The organism is Spirosoma aerophilum (genome assembly GCF_054782495.1).
On the sequence record NZ_BAAGSJ010000050.1, the window covers coordinates 63040 to 82222 of the forward strand.

Annotated in this window: 20 protein-coding genes; 7 read left to right on the forward strand and 13 right to left on the reverse strand. The window is 51.8% G+C overall.

Translation table 11 applies throughout. The annotated features are described in order from the left end of the window. Nucleotides 1–99: 99 nt before the first annotated feature. The 3 genes from ACYVK4_RS32745 to namA all read right to left on the reverse strand — a co-directional run bounded on the left by ACYVK4_RS32745 (nucleotide 100) and on the right by namA (nucleotide 2897). Nucleotides 100–633, reverse strand: a complete 534-nt coding sequence (locus tag ACYVK4_RS32745) for a collagen-like protein (protein ID WP_461131796.1) — start codon at nucleotides 631–633, stop codon at nucleotides 100–102. 242 nt (nucleotides 634–875) lie between these two features. Next, on the reverse strand, nucleotides 876–1730 hold the full coding sequence (gene ypfJ / locus ACYVK4_RS32750; protein WP_461131797.1) for a KPN_02809 family neutral zinc metallopeptidase: 855 nt from the start codon (nucleotides 1728–1730) through the stop codon (nucleotides 876–878). 96 nt (nucleotides 1731–1826) lie between these two features. After that, nucleotides 1827–2897: an NADPH dehydrogenase NamA gene (gene namA, locus ACYVK4_RS32755; RefSeq protein WP_461131798.1), complete on the reverse strand. Its 1071-nt coding sequence runs from the start codon at nucleotides 2895–2897 to the stop codon at nucleotides 1827–1829. A gap of 82 nt (nucleotides 2898–2979) precedes the next feature. Between namA and ACYVK4_RS32760 the strand changes: the two genes are divergently transcribed. Continuing rightward, nucleotides 2980–3237 carry a DUF6582 domain-containing protein gene (locus ACYVK4_RS32760; protein WP_461131799.1) on the forward strand — a complete coding sequence of 86 codons (258 nt, stop codon included), beginning with the start codon at nucleotides 2980–2982 and terminating at the stop codon, nucleotides 3235–3237. Nucleotides 3238–3345: 108 nt separating this feature from the next. Here the strand turns inward: ACYVK4_RS32760 and ACYVK4_RS32765 are convergent, their stop codons facing one another. Together ACYVK4_RS32765 and ACYVK4_RS32770 are read right to left on the reverse strand one after the other, a co-directional pair. Next, the gene (locus ACYVK4_RS32765) at nucleotides 3346–3630 is read right to left on the reverse strand and encodes a hypothetical protein (protein ID WP_461131800.1); all 285 of its coding nucleotides are present in this window, start codon (nucleotides 3628–3630) and stop codon (nucleotides 3346–3348) included. A gap of 120 nt (nucleotides 3631–3750) precedes the next feature. Further along, the gene (locus ACYVK4_RS32770; RefSeq protein WP_461131801.1) at nucleotides 3751–4800 is read right to left on the reverse strand and encodes an SDR family NAD(P)-dependent oxidoreductase; all 1050 of its coding nucleotides are present in this window, start codon (nucleotides 4798–4800) and stop codon (nucleotides 3751–3753) included. 131 nt (nucleotides 4801–4931) lie between these two features. Between ACYVK4_RS32770 and ACYVK4_RS32775 the strand changes: the two genes are divergently transcribed. Next, entirely contained in the window at nucleotides 4932–5699 is a 768-nt protein-coding gene (locus ACYVK4_RS32775; RefSeq protein WP_461131802.1) for a cupin domain-containing protein, read from the forward strand. A 46-nt stretch (nucleotides 5700–5745) separates the two neighbouring features. Here ACYVK4_RS32775 and ACYVK4_RS32780 read toward each other — a convergent pair whose 3' ends face one another. From ACYVK4_RS32780 to ACYVK4_RS32790, 3 genes are all read right to left on the reverse strand, one after another. After that, nucleotides 5746–6639, reverse strand: a complete 894-nt coding sequence (locus tag ACYVK4_RS32780; RefSeq protein ID WP_461131803.1) for an alpha/beta hydrolase — start codon at nucleotides 6637–6639, stop codon at nucleotides 5746–5748. Nucleotides 6640–6878: 239 nt separating this feature from the next. After that, a complete protein-coding gene (locus tag ACYVK4_RS32785) occupies nucleotides 6879–7334 on the reverse strand; it encodes a YybH family protein (RefSeq protein ID WP_461131804.1) in 456 nt (151 codons plus the stop codon). 100 nt (nucleotides 7335–7434) lie between these two features. After that, a complete protein-coding gene (locus ACYVK4_RS32790) occupies nucleotides 7435–8109 on the reverse strand; it encodes a YMGG-like glycine zipper-containing protein (RefSeq protein WP_461131805.1) in 675 nt (224 codons plus the stop codon). 272 nt (nucleotides 8110–8381) lie between these two features. Between ACYVK4_RS32790 and ACYVK4_RS32795 the strand changes: the two genes are divergently transcribed. Then, entirely contained in the window at nucleotides 8382–8879 is a 498-nt protein-coding gene (locus ACYVK4_RS32795) for a DinB family protein (RefSeq protein ID WP_461131806.1), read from the forward strand. 74 nt (nucleotides 8880–8953) lie between these two features. Here the strand turns inward: ACYVK4_RS32795 and ACYVK4_RS32800 are convergent, their stop codons facing one another. The 3 genes from ACYVK4_RS32800 to ACYVK4_RS32810 form a co-directional block, all read right to left on the reverse strand. Further along, a complete protein-coding gene (locus ACYVK4_RS32800; protein ID WP_461131807.1) occupies nucleotides 8954–9907 on the reverse strand; it encodes a T9SS type A sorting domain-containing protein in 954 nt (317 codons plus the stop codon). Nucleotides 9908–10267: 360 nt separating this feature from the next. Then, nucleotides 10268–11410, reverse strand: coding sequence for a DEAD/DEAH box helicase (locus tag ACYVK4_RS32805; protein ID WP_461131808.1), 1143 nt, complete (start codon nucleotides 11408–11410; stop codon nucleotides 10268–10270). 130 nt (nucleotides 11411–11540) lie between these two features. Next, complete coding sequence (locus ACYVK4_RS32810) at nucleotides 11541–12884, reverse strand: DEAD/DEAH box helicase (RefSeq protein ID WP_461131809.1); 1344 nt, start codon at nucleotides 12882–12884, stop codon at nucleotides 11541–11543. Between the two features lie 207 nt (nucleotides 12885–13091). Here ACYVK4_RS32810 and ACYVK4_RS32815 point away from each other — a divergent pair, with 207 nt between their 5' ends. Beyond that, entirely contained in the window at nucleotides 13092–14417 is a 1326-nt protein-coding gene (locus tag ACYVK4_RS32815; protein WP_461131810.1) for a DEAD/DEAH box helicase, read from the forward strand. Nucleotides 14418–14434: 17 nt separating this feature from the next. Here ACYVK4_RS32815 and ACYVK4_RS32820 read toward each other — a convergent pair whose 3' ends face one another. Together ACYVK4_RS32820 and ACYVK4_RS32825 are read right to left on the reverse strand one after the other, a co-directional pair. Continuing rightward, entirely contained in the window at nucleotides 14435–15085 is a 651-nt protein-coding gene (locus ACYVK4_RS32820; RefSeq protein WP_461131811.1) for a hypothetical protein, read from the reverse strand. Between the two features lie 33 nt (nucleotides 15086–15118). Beyond that, entirely contained in the window at nucleotides 15119–15340 is a 222-nt protein-coding gene (locus ACYVK4_RS32825; RefSeq protein WP_461131812.1) for a serine hydrolase, read from the reverse strand. Between the two features lie 131 nt (nucleotides 15341–15471). Here ACYVK4_RS32825 and ACYVK4_RS32830 point away from each other — a divergent pair, with 131 nt between their 5' ends. From ACYVK4_RS32830 to bla, 3 genes are all read left to right on the forward strand, one after another. Then, on the forward strand, nucleotides 15472–16587 hold the full coding sequence (locus tag ACYVK4_RS32830) for an aminotransferase class I/II-fold pyridoxal phosphate-dependent enzyme (RefSeq protein WP_461131813.1): 1116 nt from the start codon (nucleotides 15472–15474) through the stop codon (nucleotides 16585–16587). A gap of 215 nt (nucleotides 16588–16802) precedes the next feature. Continuing rightward, nucleotides 16803–17984: a cystathionine gamma-synthase family protein gene (locus ACYVK4_RS32835; RefSeq protein WP_461131814.1), complete on the forward strand. Its 1182-nt coding sequence runs from the start codon at nucleotides 16803–16805 to the stop codon at nucleotides 17982–17984. A 63-nt stretch (nucleotides 17985–18047) separates the two neighbouring features. Further along, complete coding sequence (gene bla, locus ACYVK4_RS32840; protein ID WP_461131815.1) at nucleotides 18048–19091, forward strand: class A beta-lactamase; 1044 nt, start codon at nucleotides 18048–18050, stop codon at nucleotides 19089–19091. Nucleotides 19092–19183: the final 92 nt, after the last annotated feature.

Consider the following 19183-nt stretch of genomic DNA (forward strand, 5'->3'; position numbering starts at 1 on the left):
TAACACCTTATTCCTTTAAAAAATACATATAGATTGTATAATGAACTTTCATTATTGCCTCCTTTGGTCAATGAAGCAATGACCAAAGGAGGTAAGCACTCAATCCGGTATATTGAAAGCTTCCTTAACAGCGGCATAGTTGCTTAAGTCAACCGCGGCTACCCGACCGCTCACACTAACAGAACCGGGTATAATCACGTATCTGAATTGCTGGGTAGTGAGTGCGTAAGAGGCTCTGAGTTCGATACGTCCTACATAAATACGCTGGTGAACAGTGTAAGTAGTGGAGCCAAGCGTCTCGGCATAGGGCAAGCTCAGGATCCGTCCACCCTCATTCCAGTATACGCGAACATCTGCTCTGTCGAGCACGGTTTGCGTAATGGGCGTAGCCGTTATATTGCCGGTATACAAGGTTCCACTGCCCGTAAACGTTGTTGAGATCCAGGGAGAATACTGCACGTTCGCCGTTCCGGTGGGTCCGGCCGGGCCAGCCGGGCCGGTAGCTCCGGTTGCGCCAGTGGCACCGGTATCGCCCTTGGGACCTGGATCGCCCGCTTTGGGCTGGCAGCGCTGGAACATGATTGAGCTAGTGAGTAAAGCAGCGGTAACAATAAAAATTTGTAGACGTTTCATAGCAAATTTGTTTGATAGGTAGATACCAGTTTGGCACATCTAATGTCGAAACCGGGTTACCAATCGTCAACAAAACTCCCCCAAATCAGGTAGTAATACGCTCACATACAGTGCTTTTCCGCAACAAACCTTACCGTTCCCTCATGATTACCCGTATAAATCAGGATAGCGTGAAACGCCTGGTAAACAGAAAAGCCAGACTCCATGGAGCCTGGCTTTATTCATTAAACGGTTCATTGACCTTACAGATTCGAATCCTCACGACTATTGAAGGTGTCGCCCTGCTTCAGATCGCCGGTTTTTAATCCTTTTGAGAACCAGTACACGCGTTGGGCGGAGGTACCGTGGGTAAAGGCATCGGGAACCACAGTACCCCGGGTTTCCTTCTGAATCCGATCGTCGCCAATGGCATTCGCTGCGGTGAGTGCACTTTCTACGTCGTTCTTGTCAATGGATATACTTTGTCCCTGGGCGTGGTTAGCCCAGACGCCCGCAAAAAAGTCAGCCTGCAATTCAAGCCGGACCGATACTTTATTATACTCTTTCTCGCTCATCCGACTCCGCATGGCATCTACCTTATCCATAATGCCAAGCTGCTTTTGAATATGGTGGCCTACTTCATGGGCAATCACGTAGGCCATGGCAAACTCACCCGGCGCATTGAAGCGATCCCGAAGCTCGTCATAAAAGGACAGGTCGATGTATAGCTTCTGATCGGCGGGACAGTAAAAGGGTCCCGACGCTTCTGAAGCGGTTCCGCAACCCGACTGGGTGACCTGCCGAAACATCACCAGGGTCGGGGCCGGATACTGCGCTCCCTGATCAGCAAAGATCTTACCCCAGACATCCTCTGTGCTGGCCAGTGTTTTCCGCGTAAATGAAGCCGCAGCATCGTCGGCCTGTGGACCAGCGGGTGCCTGCGACGTAGCAGGTTCGGCCGAACGTTGGTTCAGAATCTCCGACGGGTCGCCACCCAGCAACATGACAATAACAGCAATGACAACCGAGCCAATGCCACCGCCCACGAGTAACCCGCCCCCACCGCTTCCCCGGCGGTCGTCGACATTATCGCTTTCACGTCCTCCTAACCAACGCATAGTTTTCTTCAGTTAATTAATAGTGAATTTACAAGTTTGACTTCTGCTGCAAGATTACTGTTTCCAGCGGCAAATTGTTTGTTTACCTCCAATTATTCATCGGGGCTTTGCCCGCTCGTACTGAACCGGCCAATTTATTTCGCTACCCAGTTCATGAGCCGCATGCAGGGCAAAGTACGGATCGCGCAAAAACTCACGGGCCAGCAAAATCAGATCAGCCTGTTCATTTGTCAGAATAGCTTCGGCCTGCTCAGCCGATGTGATCAGACCCACCGCACCCGTCAGGATGCCCGTTTGCTGTTTGATCTGTTCCGCAAACGATACCTGATAACCAGGACTGAGTGGGATAGTCGCCTTTGCTACATTGCCGCCCGTTGAGCAGTCGATCACATCTACCCCTTTCCCTTTCAGAACACCGGCCAGTTTGATCGAATCCTCTATCGTCCAGCCGCCTTCGGTCCAGTCGGTAGCCGATATACGAACAAACAGTGGTAACGTTGACGGCCATACCGATTGGACGCGGTCAACCACCTCGAGTAACAGGCGGATCCGGTTATCGAACGACCCACCGTACGTATCGTTCCGGTGATTGCTCAAGGGCGACAGAAACTGATGCAGTAAATACCCGTGGGCTGCGTGAATTTCGACCACCTGAAAACCAGCCTCCAGCGATCGATGGGCTGCCAGCGCAAAATCGTTCCGAACTTTCTCAAGTCCTTCATCGGTCAGGGCCAGGGGTTCCGGGGCTCCTTCCGTGAAGGGAATGGCACTGGGAGCCACCGTTTGCCAACCCGTTGCCTCGTCAGGGAAAATACCCTTCCCTCCTTCCCACGGACGACGGGTGCTGGCCTTGCGACCGGCATGCGCCAGTTGAATGCCGGCCACTGACCCCTGCTCCCGAATAAAATTTGTTATTCGTTTTAGTCCATTAATATGCTCTTCTTTCCAGATACCCAGATCGTTGGGCGATATGCGGCCTTCCGGCGAGATGGCAGCGGCTTCGGTAATGATCAGGCCCGCACCCCCAACGGCCCGGCTGCCCAGATGGACAAGATGCCAGTCGGTCGAAAAGCCGTCCTCGCTGGAATACTGGCACATGGGCGAGACAACAATACGGTTTTTGAGCTGAAGGCTACGAAGGGTAATCGGTGAAAACAGAACAGACATGATTGGGGATTAAGACCTTGTTTCTAGTAAAACATTCAATTCGGGAAACGGTTAAGTTAATCCAACAAAAACCGCAACAGATATGGCAACCAATTCGAAAATTGACCGCCGGGACGACGTTAACCCAACCGAAGGTGAACACAAATATGGGGATGTCGACTTTGCCGACCAGACGAACAATAAATACCCGATCGACACGCCTGAGCACGTTCGAGCTGCCTGGAATTATATTCATCACAAAAATAATGCAGCCAAGTACGATGCCGATGAGGTGACCACGATAAAAGACCGGATCAGGAAAGCAGCCAAAAAGTTCGATGTGTCTATTGACGAAGAATAGATAAGTGCCTTTCGTCCTGACAGCGGCAGTACCATTTATTGACCTGTTAAACGACAGGAAGGCCCGTCTTTTACAAGCCGGGCCTTCCGTTGATAAGGGCTAAAGTGATTAGATTTTCTCCTTCACCACTTTCACGTCTTTCTTAGCGCGGTCTTTGATCAGTTCGCCTTCTTTCTTGACGCGATCCTTCCGGGCCGCCTTAAGAGCCGCCTTATCGCCGGTCATCTTAGCGGCTTTACGCTCGGCTTTATTCATTTCCAGCGCGGCCTTATCGCCCGCTACTTCAGCTTTGGCTTCAACAACATCCGCTTTTTTCTTCATCTTACTATCCTGAGCCTGCGCAGCAGACAGGGTTAGGGCAAGGGCGGCAAAAACAACAAGTACTTTTTTCATAACGCTTGTGGGCCTTCGCCCGTTAGTGAGTGATGACAACCATTATCAGGCCGTTGCCTAACAACTTTGTCAATACTAAACACATTATGTCTCCTGTTGTTTTCGCCAGCTTGTTATTGGTCAGCTAAACTCATTGTTTCGCTCAGCAGCCTGATCGGTCAGTGTAGTTAAAACAGATTCCGACAACTTGCTCTCGCTGTCTTTTCCGAAGGCCCGTTGTTCGCCAATGCCGCCCGGATCCGGGAGCCGGTTGTTGACAAGGGTCATGGTTTCGGCCATCAGGTTGGGCGCTACCCCTTGCAGCGCAGCACCCACTTTAGCGGAGAGTGTGATTGTACGTTCGGCTTCGCCATACCGGCAGGCATCCACGATCTGGCGGGCCGCTTCGGTGGAGTTGATGGTGAAGAAGGGAATGGAATCGCTGATCTTGAAGGCCGCATATTCCTTTTCATTCTGTCCCTTGAAAATAGCGTTACGGGGGCTACCCGTCCGCATGAGACCCGGACAGACGGTTGTCACGTAAATATCCTTGTTCATCAATTCGGCCCGTAAGCCTTCCGAATAACCCACCATAGCAAACTTACTGGTCGCATAAGGCAGCAGGTGAGGTACCGCCAGTTTTCCGCCAATGGACGTAATATTGACGATACTCCCCCGTCGTTCACTCTTTTTACCAGGCTCACGCGACAACATCTGGGGTAATACCGCATTGATCATATAGAACGACGCCCAGAAATGCGTATCCATAGCCTGCCGGAAATCGTCTTCCGTTGCGTGTTCATACGGGGTTACGATAATGGTACCTGCATTGTTGATCAGCACATCGACCGGCCCGAACACCTGCCGGACATTTTCGGCAAAATGATCGATCTGAATTTTGTTTGTCACATCACAAACCTCCGTGTATACCGAAGCGCCAAGCTCTTCTAACTCGGCTTCGGCGCGGTCGAGTTCGTCGGCATCGCGGGCGCAAAGGGCCAGATTGGCCCCCTCTTTAGCCAGCAGACGGGCCAGTTCGAGGCCAAGGCCGCGCGAGCCACCGGTTATCAGAACCGTTTTGCCCTGAAAATCCATTTTACGTTTCTGAGCCAGTGATGCTTTAACGGCTGTCCAGGCGCCTACACCGGCAAGCCCCCACAAGAGGACTTTGGTTGAAAGGGGTACATTCATGGTTTGTTGTTCATATCGTTGAACTACCATAACCACCCAACAGCCGGAAGGTTATTCTTTGCTCGTGCCGGGAGGAGAAAGAGTAATCCATCGACGCCCTTTACTTTCAGAACCAGAACCCAGCCTCCCTTATGAAACGACTCGTCTTCTGCCTGATGGCCCTTAGCCTGTTTATCAACGCCGACCCTACTCAACCCATTGTCTCGAAAACGTACGTCTGGGCACAGGCTCCGGTAACCCGAAAAACAGTCTCGGAACAACGGGCCATTCTGGAAGGGACTTCGACCGACTTCAAACACATCGAAATTCACGCGACTACTCTATCCCCTCATCAGGCTCCCCACCCCGCGCATAAACATGACGACGAAGAATTAATCATCATTAAAGAAGGAAAACTTACCGTCACGATTGAAGGTAGAACAAAAACGCTGGGTCCCGGCAGCATAGCCCTGATGATGCCGGGCGACGAACATGGCTTCGACAACCAGAGCGGCTCGCCGGCAACCTATTACGTCATGCGCTATGCTTCCAACGAGCCGGTAGACAATGAGCGCGGCAAAAAAGCCGGGGGTTCTTTCTGGATAGACTGGAATGAGGTGGCGTTTCAACCCCACGACAAAGGCGGCATCCGACGTATGTTCGACCGGGCAACGGCCATGTCCAAACGTTTCGAAATGCACGTCACGACTCTGAATAAGGGACTGTGGAGCCATCCGCCCCATACACATAAGGCTGCCGAGATACTACTGATGATGGACAATTCGGCCCAAGAGAGTATTGACGGAAAGCTGCATCCGGCTACTACCGGCGATCTTATCTTTCTGGAGTCCAATGTACCCCACGCCATTCAGAATACCGGCCAGAAACCCTGCACGTATTTTGCGTTTCAGTTTGAGTAAAATCAGTAACTAAACTGGTGCGTCGGGCTGTTTCTGCTTTCTGACCTTACTGTTCAGCTCCCACAAACGGCAGCAACTCCCGGTAAATGATATTATGCTGCCAGAAGAGCTGCGTTACCATAGGAATGTGTTTCTTGCCCGCTAAAATCTTGTATTCATGCTTTACATGATGTTCCAGCAGGCGCTGGTGAAAGCGTTTCGAACTGCCGGCAATACCGGGGTAAGTCCGCTCACCGACATAAAGCAGCATGGGTGGTGTAGCATCACTAACCGAATAAATGGGCGACACTGATCGCCACTCAGCCGGGTCTTTCCCGTAAGGAATCAGATATTGCTGATCATTAGGGTACTCCATTTTGGTCAGGTAATCGAACATATCCAGCCCGGCCGGATCATCGAGAATCGCCCCCTTGACCGGATTTTTAGTCAGGCCCAGCTGGCTAAACAGCTGGCTGTCGGTAGCCAGCAGGGCTGCCAGTCCGCCACCCGCCGAGTGCCCCATCACGAATATACGATTGGGGTCTCCACCATACTCCGCGATGTGCTGCGCGGTCCACTGCACGGCCCGGGCACAATCGTCGGCCATGGCCGGTACTTGCACAGCCGGTGCAAGCTGGTAGTTGATGATAACAGCAACAACCCCCTGTTTGGCCAGCCTTCGCCCGATAAAGGCGTACAGATTTTTATTCCCGCTGTTCCAGCTACCACCATGGATAAACACCACAACGGGCATCGGTGTCGACCTGGAGGCTTTCCGGGGTGTATACACATCCAGCAAGTGCCGTTCGGCATCGACACCGGGCGCATTGGTCGCTACATAAGAAATATCCTTTGTTCGCTTACTGGGCCGGGCAGTCGCGTATTCATTTACAAAAAGCAGCACGGCACCTACCAAAATAAGCGTGCACGGGATCTGCCAGAGCAGTCGAAAAATAAACATTCTGAAAACGTATGGTTGATCTATGTAGCAATACGTTTGTCAGCAACGTATAGTTTGTTGCGCAATCTGGTTACGCCAAGCCAAATTCCTTGCACTAAAAATTTTTAGACTTTTACCAACCCATCAGGCCGCCCCAGGCCAGGTAATGACGGGTTGGGCGACAGCGCATTATCGGCTTGAGCATGCTGGCGCGGGCATTTACCGCGTAGGCGGCCCTTCCGCGCCAGCAAACTGTTTATTTAATTCTTAGCCTGAACGGGCAAATCTTCCAATTGAGCATAGCTGAGCTTCCAGTTGCCATCATCGCCTTTTTTCCAGAGGAGCATGAAGTTGCCTTCACCAAAGGCGCGGGGTTTATCCGGAAGGTCCGTCAGAACATCCACGGCAAAGGTGCCTGCCTCATAAGCGGTTCGGGTATCCGACGCCGAGCTGACCACGTTTGTTTTTAAATTAGCCAGCGTTGGCAACGTGGCCTGTACCCATTTCTGAGCTACCTCCGACTTCCCTTTGTAATGAACATTTCCCTGAAGAAAATCCACATCATCCGCCATGAGTGCGGTGATCTTATCAGCATTTTTGTTATTCCAGGCATCAATAAACTGCCGGTTGAGGTCCTGTACATTGACCGTTTCGCCCGATTGCGAACAGGCCGATAACAGCACCGAAGCGATTAGTATTCCAAGAAAGGATTTCATAAACGTATATGTTAAAATGGTGAGAAAATAGTATCTCCTGTTCAGGCAGGATTTCTTTCGAAATCCTGCCTGAACAAACGAAGACCCAGAAAGAAATTGATTACCAGCTTTTGCGTCGGTACTCCGATGTGCCGTATGGAGCGGTTGGATCGCCGTAGGTTTCGTTTTCCAGAAAACCAGCGTTCAGCATATAAGCGGGTGTATTTGTATGGGCGGCCAGCATGGCTACCGGCTGAACAGCATTCGGGCTTGTTCCTTTCGGATGAGCGGCTGCAATTGCTGGCTTACCGGCACTGGTCGAAGTGGTTCCGGCGGCTCTGGCAGCGGCTCTTTGCTGGGCGGCTGCACGCTCGGCGGCTGCTACACGGGCGGCCTCCTTGTTTTTGTTGTCTTTAATTTTGCCGATAGCATACCCGGCCGCTCCACCTGCCACACCACCAATGACACCACCGACCACTCGGTTTCGTTTATTGATGACAGCCCCGGCGGCTCCCCCAACGCCCGCACCGATGGCGGTTCCTTTGGCCTGAGGGCTCCAGCGCTTTTTACCATTCTTACCGATGACATAGCCACCGGCACCACCGGCCAGCCCGCCAATAACACCGCCAACTGCGCGGTTTCGTTTATTAATGATTGCACCGGCTGCGGCTCCAACACCAGCGCCAATGGCAGTACCTTTCGCTTGGGGACTCCATCCCTGCGCTTTCGTTTCGACAGGTTGGGCAAGAATGCCGGTTGTCAGCATGACCATTGCCAGTTTATTGATCGTTCTCATAGCGTCATTATTTGGTGAGTGATATACTTAAAACTTAATTTAATACACAATCAACACGCCTTGTGAAGTGATTGTTTTATTCTCAGACCAATATGAAACCAGATGGTTTAATGGCCCACTGTATTATGACTTATTTACGAAGTATGAATAACCGGCGGATTTACCAACTGAAAAATGGACTGGGAAAATTGTGTTTTTAGCTAAACACTACTGACATAAGGCTGTCAGTGGGTGCCGCTACCTTTGACTCATCAACCAAAAACAATCGCCTTATGTCACTGATTCAAATGCTGGTTAAGGAAATGCAACAAGAAGCGCAGACGACCCGAAAAATGCTCGAACGGGTACCGAATGACAAATACAACTGGCAACCGCATCCCAAAAGTATGACCATCCGCCAACTGGCGACCCATATAGCCGAGTTACCGAGTTGGGTGTCATTGGCCCTCACCACCGATTGCCTTGACTTTGCCACCAGTCCATATAACCCGGTTACCATCCATAACACCACAGAATTACTGGACTTGTTTGAACGTTCGCTGGCAGAGGGCGAGGAAGCCTTGAGTCAGGCTACCGACGATCAGTTGGCGCCTGAGTGGATCCTTCGCAATGGCGATCAGATTTTAAGCCAAACGACCAAGGGTGAAATGATCCGCATGTCTTTTTCGCAAATTGTTCACCACCGGGCGCAGCTGGGCGTCGACCTTCGTTTACTGGACATTCCTATTCCCGGAAGCTACGGCCCCAGTGCCGATGAACCTGGTTTTTAGCGTTCTTCAAGCCAAAAAAGGCGTGCCACGGTTATACCTGTGGCACGCCTTTTTAAATAGTTAGTTTATCAGGCCTACTGCTGGTTTATCAGCACTTTCCTGACTTTTATTTTGGAACCGTCTCCGGGATTCACTTGCAGGTAATAGATGCCGGGTGATAGGTGTATACGAGACTGGATGTTAAGCGCCTTTTGTGCTTTATTTTCTTCCGTGTTGATGGGAATATCAGCACCGGCCGCGTTGAATAACCTAACGTTTGCGGGTGGTACCGCCTGACCCAACAGAGAAAAGCTTCCGTCGTTTGGATTGGGCGCTATACTTCCCTCCTGCTGCTCTGTAGCCTCTGCCAGCACGGCTATGATCTGTGATAAGGCACTTTCTCCGCCAGCATCTTTTTGTTTGAGACGGTAATAATAAATCTGTCCCGCCGTCACATGCTGATCGACGAACGCATACTCAGATTGCACTTGCGCGTTGTATTTACCGGCTACCATGCCAATACGTTCAAAACTTTTGGCGTTGGTACTCTTCAGAATTTCAAAACCCTGGTTTTCTTCCTCCCAGGCCGTCAACCAATTCAGCATAACCTCATTATTGCCGGATTTGCCCGTAAACGAAACAAGATTAACCGGTAAAGGCGATGTCCCGATAAGCGAAACATCGTCGACGCTGAATGTTCCTGTAGTGCCCGATGATGTTCCTGTACCCAGATCGGCACGCTGAGTGCCATAGGGATAAAAACGAAAGGTCAGCGTTGTACCCGAAGGAACAGAGAAGTCAGCAAAATTCCACGTAATAGAGGCTCCGGTCGTTGGCGTATTTGGAGCAGCGCCCCAACTGGTAAAGGTGGCAAAACCATCCGTACTATACCGGACTTCCAACTGGTTGGGCGCGCTATTGCTGGCATCACGCTTAAAGCTCAGAGAAGCTACATTTAACTGAGCGTTGGCATTGGCCGTTACAGAAAACTCAATGTATGAGGAGTTGTTAACCGAATTGGTGTTATTGAGTGTTGCGGAGTTAAACACACCGGCAGACGCTGTGCACGTTACCGTACTTCGGGTGAAGGGTGTACCTGTTGCGTTAGCTGATACAATAGGTGCGTTACCCTGTGTGGGACAAGCGGTGACACCCGTGAAGGTATTGCTGTAAATAGTTTGTCCAGTGCTTATGAATGGTAGGTTTACGAAAATGATAAAGCCTATAATCCACTTACTGATTTTGGTACGGCAAGGGTGATTCTTTGTGAAGAGCATTGTACATGAGTTTCTTTGTAACCTATTAGACAATAAAATGTAATAATAGGCAAACACAATTACCTCACAAAGATTAAGTATATCTTTTTTACATAAAATGACACATAAATAATCTGACCCCTATTTGATCTGTTAGTAGCCCATCAGGTTGAGGTCATCTGTTTCCAGTACCTCGACCCGTTTGCCCATCTTTTTCTGAATTATTTTAAAGTGGTGTTCATCATCCGGGCAAATTAGCGAGATGGCTTCGCCTTCAGCTTCGGCGCGCCCCGTCCGGCCAATGCGGTGGATGTAATCTTTGGGCGAGCGAGGCAGTTCAAAATTAATAACGTGTGGCAATAGCTGAATGTCAATGCCTCTGGAAATGAGATCGGTAGCTACCAATACCGTCAGGTGTCCCCCTTTAAATTTAGTGAGCGCATCGGTACGGGCGCCCTGCGTTTTACCACTGTGGATGGCGGCCGCATGAATACCGTTTTTATTCAGCTTTACAACAACGTTGTCGGCCGTTCGGGTAGAAGAAACGAAAACCAGCACCTGCTTCATTTTTCCCGCTTTGATCAGGTAGCGCAGTAGAGGCCCTTTTCGATCGGGGTGAACACGATAGGCAGTCTGCTTGATCAGATCGAGGTTTTGCTCCTCCTCGACCACGTCAATTTTGACGGGATTACGCAGCAGGTTTTTGTTGATGTCCTGGATAGCGTCACCCAGCGTGGCCGAGAACATAATCGTTTGCCGGTGGCGTGGGAGTCGGTCGAAAATCTGCTCCATTTCGTCCTCGAACCCCAAGTCGAGCATTTTATCGGCTTCGTCCAGCACCAGCGTATCAACGTCTGTCAGCTGAAGCGCGTTGGACGCCATCAGGTCCAGCAAACGGCCGGGCGTAGCCACCACGATTTCGGCATCCCGAAGTGCCATCATCTGCGGATTGATGGATACCCCTCCGAAAACCGCCACTGTTTTCACCGGTCGGGGCAGGTTAGCGCCAAACGTTTGGAACACCTCGCCAACCTGAACGGCTAACTCGCGCGTTGGCACCAGCACAAGGGCTTTTATGTATCGGTTTCGGGCGGCACTTTTCCGTTGAAACTGTTCCAGAATAGGCAGCACGAAACTGGCTGTTTTTCCCGAACCCGTTTTAGCAATACCCAGCACATCTTTCCCCTGCAAAATAGCCGGAATAGCCTCCTGCTGAATAGGATATGGCTTCGGGTAATGCTGAGAAGCTATCGCTTTGAGGAGAGGTTTGGATAAACCGAGTTCTGAAAAGGGCATAAAGAAATAGATTGAAATTGTTGAAAACCACCCCCAACCCCCTCCTAAAACAGGAGGGGGCTTAGACAAAGGTAGTCCATTAGAAAGCCCCCTCCTGTTTTAGGAGGGGGTTGGGGGTGGTAAATGCGACCTACTTATCCCGCTTCTTCTTCCCGCCAACGCGTTTGATAGGGCGGCCGTATTTGAGCATTTTCTCTTCGGCAATATTCCGCCGGACGTTTACTTTCTGATTCTTGGCGCTTTTTTCGTGGAAAGCAGGGCCAACATCTTCGCGTCTGACAATTTTAACCTCTATCGACTTCATGTGCACCTTCGGCTTTTCGTCGTCGGTGAGTTCGTCGGAAATGACCAGATTCTCGGGTAAGGGCTGCATCGGGATTGGCTGATTCATCAACTGTTCGATGGCTTCCTGCTGTTCACGGGTATTTTCGGTCATGAACGAAATAGCAATGCCCTCGCGGTCGGCTCGGCCCGTTCGGCCAATACGGTGAATGTAGTTTTCGGGTACTTCGGGCAGATCGAAGTTCACTACGTGCGACACGTCCGTCACGTCGATACCCCGGGCAATAATATCCGTGGCAATCAGGATTCGGTAGATACCGGCTTTAAAATTATTAACGGCCTCGAACCGCTTGTTCTGTGCTTTGTTGGAGTGAATGACGCCCACCTGATCGGGGAAACCGGCTTCCAGTTGCTCATACAACTGATCGGCGAGTTGCTTGGTTGCCACAAAGACCAGCACTTTGGTCATGGCCGAATTCCGATTAAGCAGCAGAGTCAGCAGGTTGACCTTGGTGTAGAAATTAGGTACCCGGTAGCCCGACTGATCGATTTTTTCCAGCGGTGTACCCATCGGGGCCGCTTCTACCCGCACCGGGCTATTGAAATAATCATTGACCAATTGGTCGACCTCGTCTGTTAAGGTAGCCGAAAAAAGCAGGTTCTGCCGTTTGGGGGGCAGTAAATCCAGCACCACTTTCAACTGGGTACGAAAGCCAAGATTGAGCATCTCATCAAATTCGTCAATGACGAGCTTTTTGATTCCTTTCGTTTTCAGGATGCCGCCCAGCATGAAATCGGCCAGCCGGCCAGGGGTGGCCACCAGCACGTCCAGTCCCTGCTGAATCTCAACGGTCTGCGCCTTCATGTTGACGCCACCGTACACGCCAACGACCGTAAGGGTCATGTAAGGCGTCAGTTTTTTTACCGCTTCGACCACCTGCACAACCAGTTCGCGGGTGGGCACAATGATCAGAAGCTGGGGCGTTCTGTCCTTCGAAAACTGCATCTGGCGAAGCGTAGGCAACAAATAGGCGAACGTTTTCCCCGTACCCGTCTGCGCGATGCCGCACACATCCTTACCCGACATCACCACCGAAAAAACCTTTTGCTGTATGGTCGTTGGTGCGGTGTACCCTAAATCGTTGAGGGCGTTCAGTAGGGGTTTGGTCAGATTCAGTTCGTCGAATGTCATAGCGGTACCAGTCAAATAGAGTACGAAGGTACGGCTTATCCCTCAACCCACCGCGTCTAGCCACGCCTGTAGGAACGCAGATGGAATGGATTGAGCGGATAAAGACAAATAATAAACCGTTTTAATCCGCTCAATCCGTTTCACTTGCGCGCAGGCCCGGCCGTGTTCTTATCCTATTCTCGGCATATTTTGCGCTACTTTTGCAGGATGATAACCCCCGAGCAGCAAACACAATTCCTGACAAACCTGGGCATTTCGGCGTTGAACCCGATGCAGGAGGCCGCCCTAAACGCCATTACGCAGGATAACGATACATTTTTGATTGCTCCCACCGGCTCCGGCAAAACGGTTGGATTTCTGTTGCCCATTCTAAACCTGCTCAAAGCCGACCAGAAAACGAGCGTTCAATGCCTGATTCTGGCCCCTTCCCGAGAGCTGGCGATTCAGATCGAACAGGTCTGGAAGAAAATGGCGACGGGTTTTAAAGTCAACGTCTGCTATGGCGGGCACCCGGTCGAAACCGAAATAAAAAACCTGAGCAATCCCCCCGCTCTGCTCATTGGCACGCCCGGCCGCATTGCCGACCACATCACCCGCCGAACGTTTTCGCTGGACGGTATTCAGACGCTGGTGCTGGACGAGTTCGACAAATCGCTGGCGCTGGGGTTTCACGATGAGATGGAGTTCATCGTTCGGGGGCTGCGCAACCTGCGGAAACGCGTACTGGTTTCGGCCACATCGGGCATCAGCATCCCCGAATTCATCCGGCTTAAGTCACCCACTAAACTGACCTTTTCGGCGGAGAATGATGAAGGAACCGGCCTGACGACGAAAGTGGTTTACTCCCCTTCGAAGGATAAGATCGACACCTTAGTGGAGCTGCTGTGCTCGCTCGACTCAGCGCCTGCCCTTATTTTCCTGAATCACCGGGAAGCGGCCGAACGGACCCGCGAACTGCTGGCCGAACGGGGTATTCATTCACTCGTGTATCATGGCGGCATGGAACAGCCCGACCGCGAACGGGCGCTGATCCAGTTCCGAAACGGCAGCACCCGCTACCTCGTCACCACCGACCTGGCCGCCCGTGGGCTCGACATTCCCGAAATGAAGTACGTGATTCATTATCACCTGCCGTTGCAGGCGCATGAGTTTACGCACCGCAATGGCCGCACCGCCCGCATGCACGCGTCGGGAACGGCCTACGTGATTCTGTCCGGCGATGAAACCCCGCCTGCTTACCTCGACCCATCGCTCGAAGAGTTTCACGTTTCCCCAAAAAAAACGTTACCAGGCCCACCCGAGTTTGTGACGCTGTACATCAGTGGCGGCAAGAAGAATAAGCTTAATAAAGTGGACATCGTCGGCTTTTTCTCTCAGAAAGGCGGCCTCGAAAAAGGCGACCTCGGCCGCATCGACGTGCAGGACTTTATCTCCTTTGCCGCCGTGAAGCAGGACAAGGCAAAAGCGCTGCTGGCGAAAATCAGTCAGGAAAAGATGAAGGGAAAGAAATATAAAATTGAGGTGGCGCGGTAGGCCACGTAGCCTGTCAATCACCGGCAAAACTCATTATACGCCAGCACCATGTCTCCCAACCGGCTCCAGTCCCGGCGGGTAACGGTTGGATAGGTACGGATTAGTGTCGGGCAATCGCCAAAGAGCTGGTCGTGAACGGCTTCGATATCGCCACGTTTGGCGAGCATCGACTCACTCCCGTTTTTAAGCACGATGTAGCTAAGGTCCTGCCGGTCCAGCTCGAAAACGAAATTACCGAAGGTATATTCCGACGTTTTTTTCCAGCCCGAGGCATCAAAGTATAAGGCAATGCGTCCGCCAATCGGTGTCAGGCGTTCCAGCAGCATGGGCTTTCCGTTATGCCGGGGGTTGGGTACCCGCTCAAAAACGATCATCTCCCGCTGTCGGGGAATGCTGCCGGTGGCGTAGGCAAAGGCGGGTAACTGCTGCGCCATCAAACGCACGTCCCCGCCTTTTATTCTGGTTTTCGTGCCGTCAGGATTTTTGATGTGTATGGATGCCGGGGAGTCATTGACCATCGACCCAACCCGTATCTGTCCACGCAGGGTATCATTTTCCAGGGTCACCACATAGCCGTCGGCCCACATGGTCATCGCGCCAAGGGGCATGTACTGCGCCCGGACCAGTGCGCTGCTGAGTATGATAAAAACAAGTAATATAGCTTTCATTTCGACTGTGAATTATAGCGGCAAATCAACCCGCTATAATTCACAGTCGAAATGAGGTTTGGGATGAACTGTCAAATAGGCTGGATGAAGTGTTTTAATGTATCCATCTTCATGCACATTCATGATGGCCGTTGCGGTAAAGTTTTTCGTATTACTGGCAAACCGAAAATTGGTCGTTTTTGTGATCGGTTTGCCGCCTGATGACACGAATGTTTTTCCGGTCGGTGTTTGAATCAACACGCTAAGCGAAGGCACCTTGATCTTGAGATCTTCCTCCAGGCGAGACCGGACATTGTCGACCAATACCGATTTCTATAACTCACAAGCTATCTTGCTCATGGTTAAGGCCCCTGGCCTGCTTACAATACCCTGCTCTCACGTCTCCTATGCGCTACACCCGAATGCCCATTGAAATTGAATCGCCGGAAGAGGTTGGCTATTCGACGATCAAGTATAATCTGGCGGAAAGCTCCGTTCGCGACATTCAACTGGGCGAGCTAAATCTTAGCTTAAACGACCTCGTTCTGAGTTACGGCCACCACCGGGGCCACCCCGACTTACTCGACAGCATTGCCAGCGAGAGTGCCCTGCTGAAACCCGACGATGTGCTGGTGTGCCCTGGTGCCGCTACGGCCTTGTTTATCGTTGCCACCACCCTGCTCAGCGAACAGGACCACCTCATTGTGGTGCGCCCTAACTACGCCACCAACCTCGAAACACCCCGAGCCATTAATTGCGACATAAGCCTCATCGACCTGACATTTGACGAGCAGTTTGCGCTGAATGTTGAGCAAATCCGACAGGCCATTCAACCCAATACCCGGCTCATCAGCATCACCAACCCGCACAACCCCACGGGCACGGTCATTCCCGAAGCCGTTTTGACTGAACTGGTCGCTCTGGCCGAAGCGCATACCTGTTACCTGCTGGTGGACGAAACCTACCGTTACCTGAATTTCCAGATACCGCGTCTCCCCTACCTGGCCGAGAAAAGTAAGCATGTCATATCGGTTAGTTCGCTGTCGAAAGCGTTTGGTGTGCCGGGTATTCGTATCGGCTGGATCATCTGTCGGGATGCATCGCTGATGCACCAGTTTCTGGCCGCGAAGGAACAGATCATGATCACCAACTCGGTGGTGGATGAGCAGATTGCCCTGCACATGTTACAGAATCAGACCAGCCGACTGGCCGAAGCCCACCAGCATATACAAACTAATTTTGCCATTATGAAGCACTTCTTCGCCCAAACGCCCTATCTGGAATGGGTGGAGCCAACGGCCGGAGTTGTCGGCTTTCCCCGCCTGAAAGCCAGATATTCCCTCAACACCGACAGTTTTTACCAGTCTCTTTACAGCACTTACCAAACCATTGTCGGGCCGGGGCACTGGTTCGAGCTGGACAAAATATACATGCGTATCGGCTTCGGCTACCCCACGGCCGACGAACTACGAACCGGACTCCAGAACATCGAACGCTGTTTGGAGGAGCATGTAAAGTCATAAATCAATTCGTTTTTTGCGTATTATTACCTCCTGCTCAACTCCTCACGGGAAATCAATCTAATTTTCCGTGAGGAGTTATTTTCCGACAACAAAAAGAGGATAAAATGCAACAGAGGCAAAAATCTCCACGGTATCACACTTCGAAAGGGAGACAATAACAATCTCTGTGCATCTCTATTTTTCTCTGTGAATCTCTGTGTCATAACTACATACTAATGGATTTTTCGAAATACGAAAAGAGTACAACTTCCGTATGGGCGGGCGAAACCGACCCGCTGCCCAACGGAGCCGTCACCACACCTATCGTCAAAAGCGTTGCCTTCGCCTATACCGACCTGGACGAATGGCACGAAGTGGCCTTGGGCAAGGCCGACGGTTTCATTTACAGCCGCAATACCAACCCAACCGTCCACGTACTTGAAGAGAAAATCCGGATTCTGGAAGGGGCCGAAGCCGCTACGGCCTTTGCCACCGGCATGGGAGCCATCAGCAATACGCTGTTTGCTTTGCTGGGACCGGGCAAACGGGTGGTATCGCTCAACGATACCTACGGGGGGGCCAGTCGGCTTTTTCTGGATTTCCTTCCCCGCTATCAGGTCAACGTCACCCTCTGCGACACGACAGATTTCGACCAGATCGAAGCCGAAGTCGCCAAAGGCTGTGATGTTCTCTACCTCGAAACGCCCACCAACCCGACGCTTAAAGTGGTCGATATTGCCCGGCTTGCCGCTGCCGCCAAAAAAGTGGGTGCCATTACGGTTGTCGATAACACCTTTGCCACGCCCATTAACCAGAATCCGCTGGCCCTGGGTGCTGACCTTGTGCTCCATAGCGCGACCAAGTTTCTCGGCGGCCACTCTGATGCGATGGGGGGCGTCCTGTGCGGCAGTAAAGAGCTGGTCAGCAAAGTATTTCAGTTTCGCGAGATCAACGGAGCCAGCATACAGGCCGATGCCGCCTATATGATTGCCCGGGGTATGAAAACGCTGGAACTGCGCATCGAACGGCAAAACGCGTCGGCTATGACCATCGCGCGCTATTTGAAAGCCCACCCCAAGGTCAGTGACGTTTTCTATCCGGGACTCGAAACGCACCCCGGCCACGACATTGCCAAAGCGCAGATGTCGGGCTTTGGCGGCATCATGAGTTTTTCGCTGAATGGCGACTATGACCAGGTCAAAAAGTTTTTGCCAAAGCTCCAGTTCGTGCATCTGGCCGCCAGTCTGGGCTCGGTGAGTACGCTGGCCGGACCACCCCGAACCACCAGCCACGTCGAACTCACGGAAGAGCAGCGCCGGCAACTGGGTATCCCCGAAAGCCTGATCCGCTACTCCGTCGGTATCGAGAATGTGAATGATTTGCTGGCCGATCTGGAACAGGCGCTGGCGATTTTGTAACTGACTTTTTGTACGGAACAGCATCCTGCTGTTTCGTTCATGTATATATCAAACTTGCATACAATGACCTTAACTCTTTCCAAAATCACCCCCCTGCTACTAAGCGTATGGCTGTTCATCAGTAGCCCGTCGCTTGCCCAAACGGGCACCGCTGGTAAAAAAGACGTAGCCACGCAGCGGCTGGAACAGGAGCTGAATCGCATTGCGGCAATCGCCAAAGCCAAAGTGGGCATTTGCGCCCTTCACCTCGAATCGGGTAAGCAGGTTAGTTTAAATTTACAGGAGCGGTTCCCGATGGCGAGTACCGTGAAGGTCGCCATTGCGGTGCAGTTGTTCACCCTGATTGAGCAGGGTAAACTGTCGCTGATGACGATGGTGGATCTGCAGCCGTCCGACCTGCATCCGGGCAGTGGTACACTTGAGGTCCTGTTCGCCAAACCCGGCGTTCAGTTATCTGTGCAGAATTTGCTGGAACTGATGATGGTCATCAGCGACAACTCCGCCACCGACATTCTGCTTCGGCTGGTAGGCGGTACCGAAGCGGTCCAGAATCGGCTTAAGACGCTGGGAATTCAGGGCATGTCCGTCGACCGGACGATCATCCAGCTGATCGCTGATCTCGAAGGCATTACGTTACCACCTGCCGACAAGTGGACAGTTGGATTTTACGCTAAACTGGACAGCACTACAACCCCGGAAAGCAGACGAGCTGCGGCTGCCAGACTCAAAGTCGACCCGCGCGATACCTCGACCCCCGATGCGATGGTCAATCTATTAGCACAAATTTACCGGGGTACGGCCCTCAAACCCGAAAGCCGGGCGCTGCTGCTGGGCGTCATGGAACGCTGCCGGGGTGGTGCCGCCCGTCTCAAAGGGTACTTGCCCCCCAACACCATCATCGCCCATAAAACGGGCTCGCTGGATGGCAGCGCGACCGACGATGTAGGCATTATCACCCTCCCCGGCGATGCAGGCCATATCGCTATTGCCGTTTTTGTGGGTGATTCGCCCATGCCTCTTGCCGAACGGGAACAGACGATTGCCCATGCCGCCCGGTCCATTTATGATTACTTTTTGTATCAGCCGGTGGTCGTCTCGACTAAGTAGTTCAACTAAATTAGTTTAGTACTTATGAGCAAATAGATCAAGTTTCGTAAAGGATTTTTAACCACAGAGGCACAAAGAGCACAGAGGTTCAA

Coding starts and splice junctions, on each gene's coding strand:
- ACYVK4_RS32745 (WP_461131796.1), bottom strand. CDS start 633: ATGAAACGTCTACAAATTTTTATTGTTACCGCTGCTTTACTCACTAGC.
- ypfJ (WP_461131797.1), bottom strand. CDS start 1,730: ATGCGTTGGTTAGGAGGACGTGAAAGCGATAATGTCGACGACCGCCGG.
- namA (WP_461131798.1), bottom strand. CDS start 2,897: ATGTCTGTTCTGTTTTCACCGATTACCCTTCGTAGCCTTCAGCTCAAA.
- ACYVK4_RS32760 (WP_461131799.1), top strand. CDS start 2,980: ATGGCAACCAATTCGAAAATTGACCGCCGGGACGACGTTAACCCAACC.
- ACYVK4_RS32765 (WP_461131800.1), bottom strand. CDS start 3,630: ATGAAAAAAGTACTTGTTGTTTTTGCCGCCCTTGCCCTAACCCTGTCT.
- ACYVK4_RS32770 (WP_461131801.1), bottom strand. CDS start 4,800: ATGAATGTACCCCTTTCAACCAAAGTCCTCTTGTGGGGGCTTGCCGGT.
- ACYVK4_RS32775 (WP_461131802.1), top strand. CDS start 4,932: ATGAAACGACTCGTCTTCTGCCTGATGGCCCTTAGCCTGTTTATCAAC.
- ACYVK4_RS32780 (WP_461131803.1), bottom strand. CDS start 6,639: ATGTTTATTTTTCGACTGCTCTGGCAGATCCCGTGCACGCTTATTTTG.
- ACYVK4_RS32785 (WP_461131804.1), bottom strand. CDS start 7,334: ATGAAATCCTTTCTTGGAATACTAATCGCTTCGGTGCTGTTATCGGCC.
- ACYVK4_RS32790 (WP_461131805.1), bottom strand. CDS start 8,109: ATGAGAACGATCAATAAACTGGCAATGGTCATGCTGACAACCGGCATT.
- ACYVK4_RS32795 (WP_461131806.1), top strand. CDS start 8,382: ATGTCACTGATTCAAATGCTGGTTAAGGAAATGCAACAAGAAGCGCAG.
- ACYVK4_RS32805 (WP_461131808.1), bottom strand. CDS start 11,410: ATGCCCTTTTCAGAACTCGGTTTATCCAAACCTCTCCTCAAAGCGATA.
- ACYVK4_RS32810 (WP_461131809.1), bottom strand. CDS start 12,884: ATGACATTCGACGAACTGAATCTGACCAAACCCCTACTGAACGCCCTC.
- ACYVK4_RS32815 (WP_461131810.1), top strand. CDS start 13,092: ATGATAACCCCCGAGCAGCAAACACAATTCCTGACAAACCTGGGCATT.
- ACYVK4_RS32820 (WP_461131811.1), bottom strand. CDS start 15,085: ATGAAAGCTATATTACTTGTTTTTATCATACTCAGCAGCGCACTGGTC.
- ACYVK4_RS32830 (WP_461131813.1), top strand. CDS start 15,472: ATGCGCTACACCCGAATGCCCATTGAAATTGAATCGCCGGAAGAGGTT.
- ACYVK4_RS32835 (WP_461131814.1), top strand. CDS start 16,803: ATGGATTTTTCGAAATACGAAAAGAGTACAACTTCCGTATGGGCGGGC.
- bla (WP_461131815.1), top strand. CDS start 18,048: ATGACCTTAACTCTTTCCAAAATCACCCCCCTGCTACTAAGCGTATGG.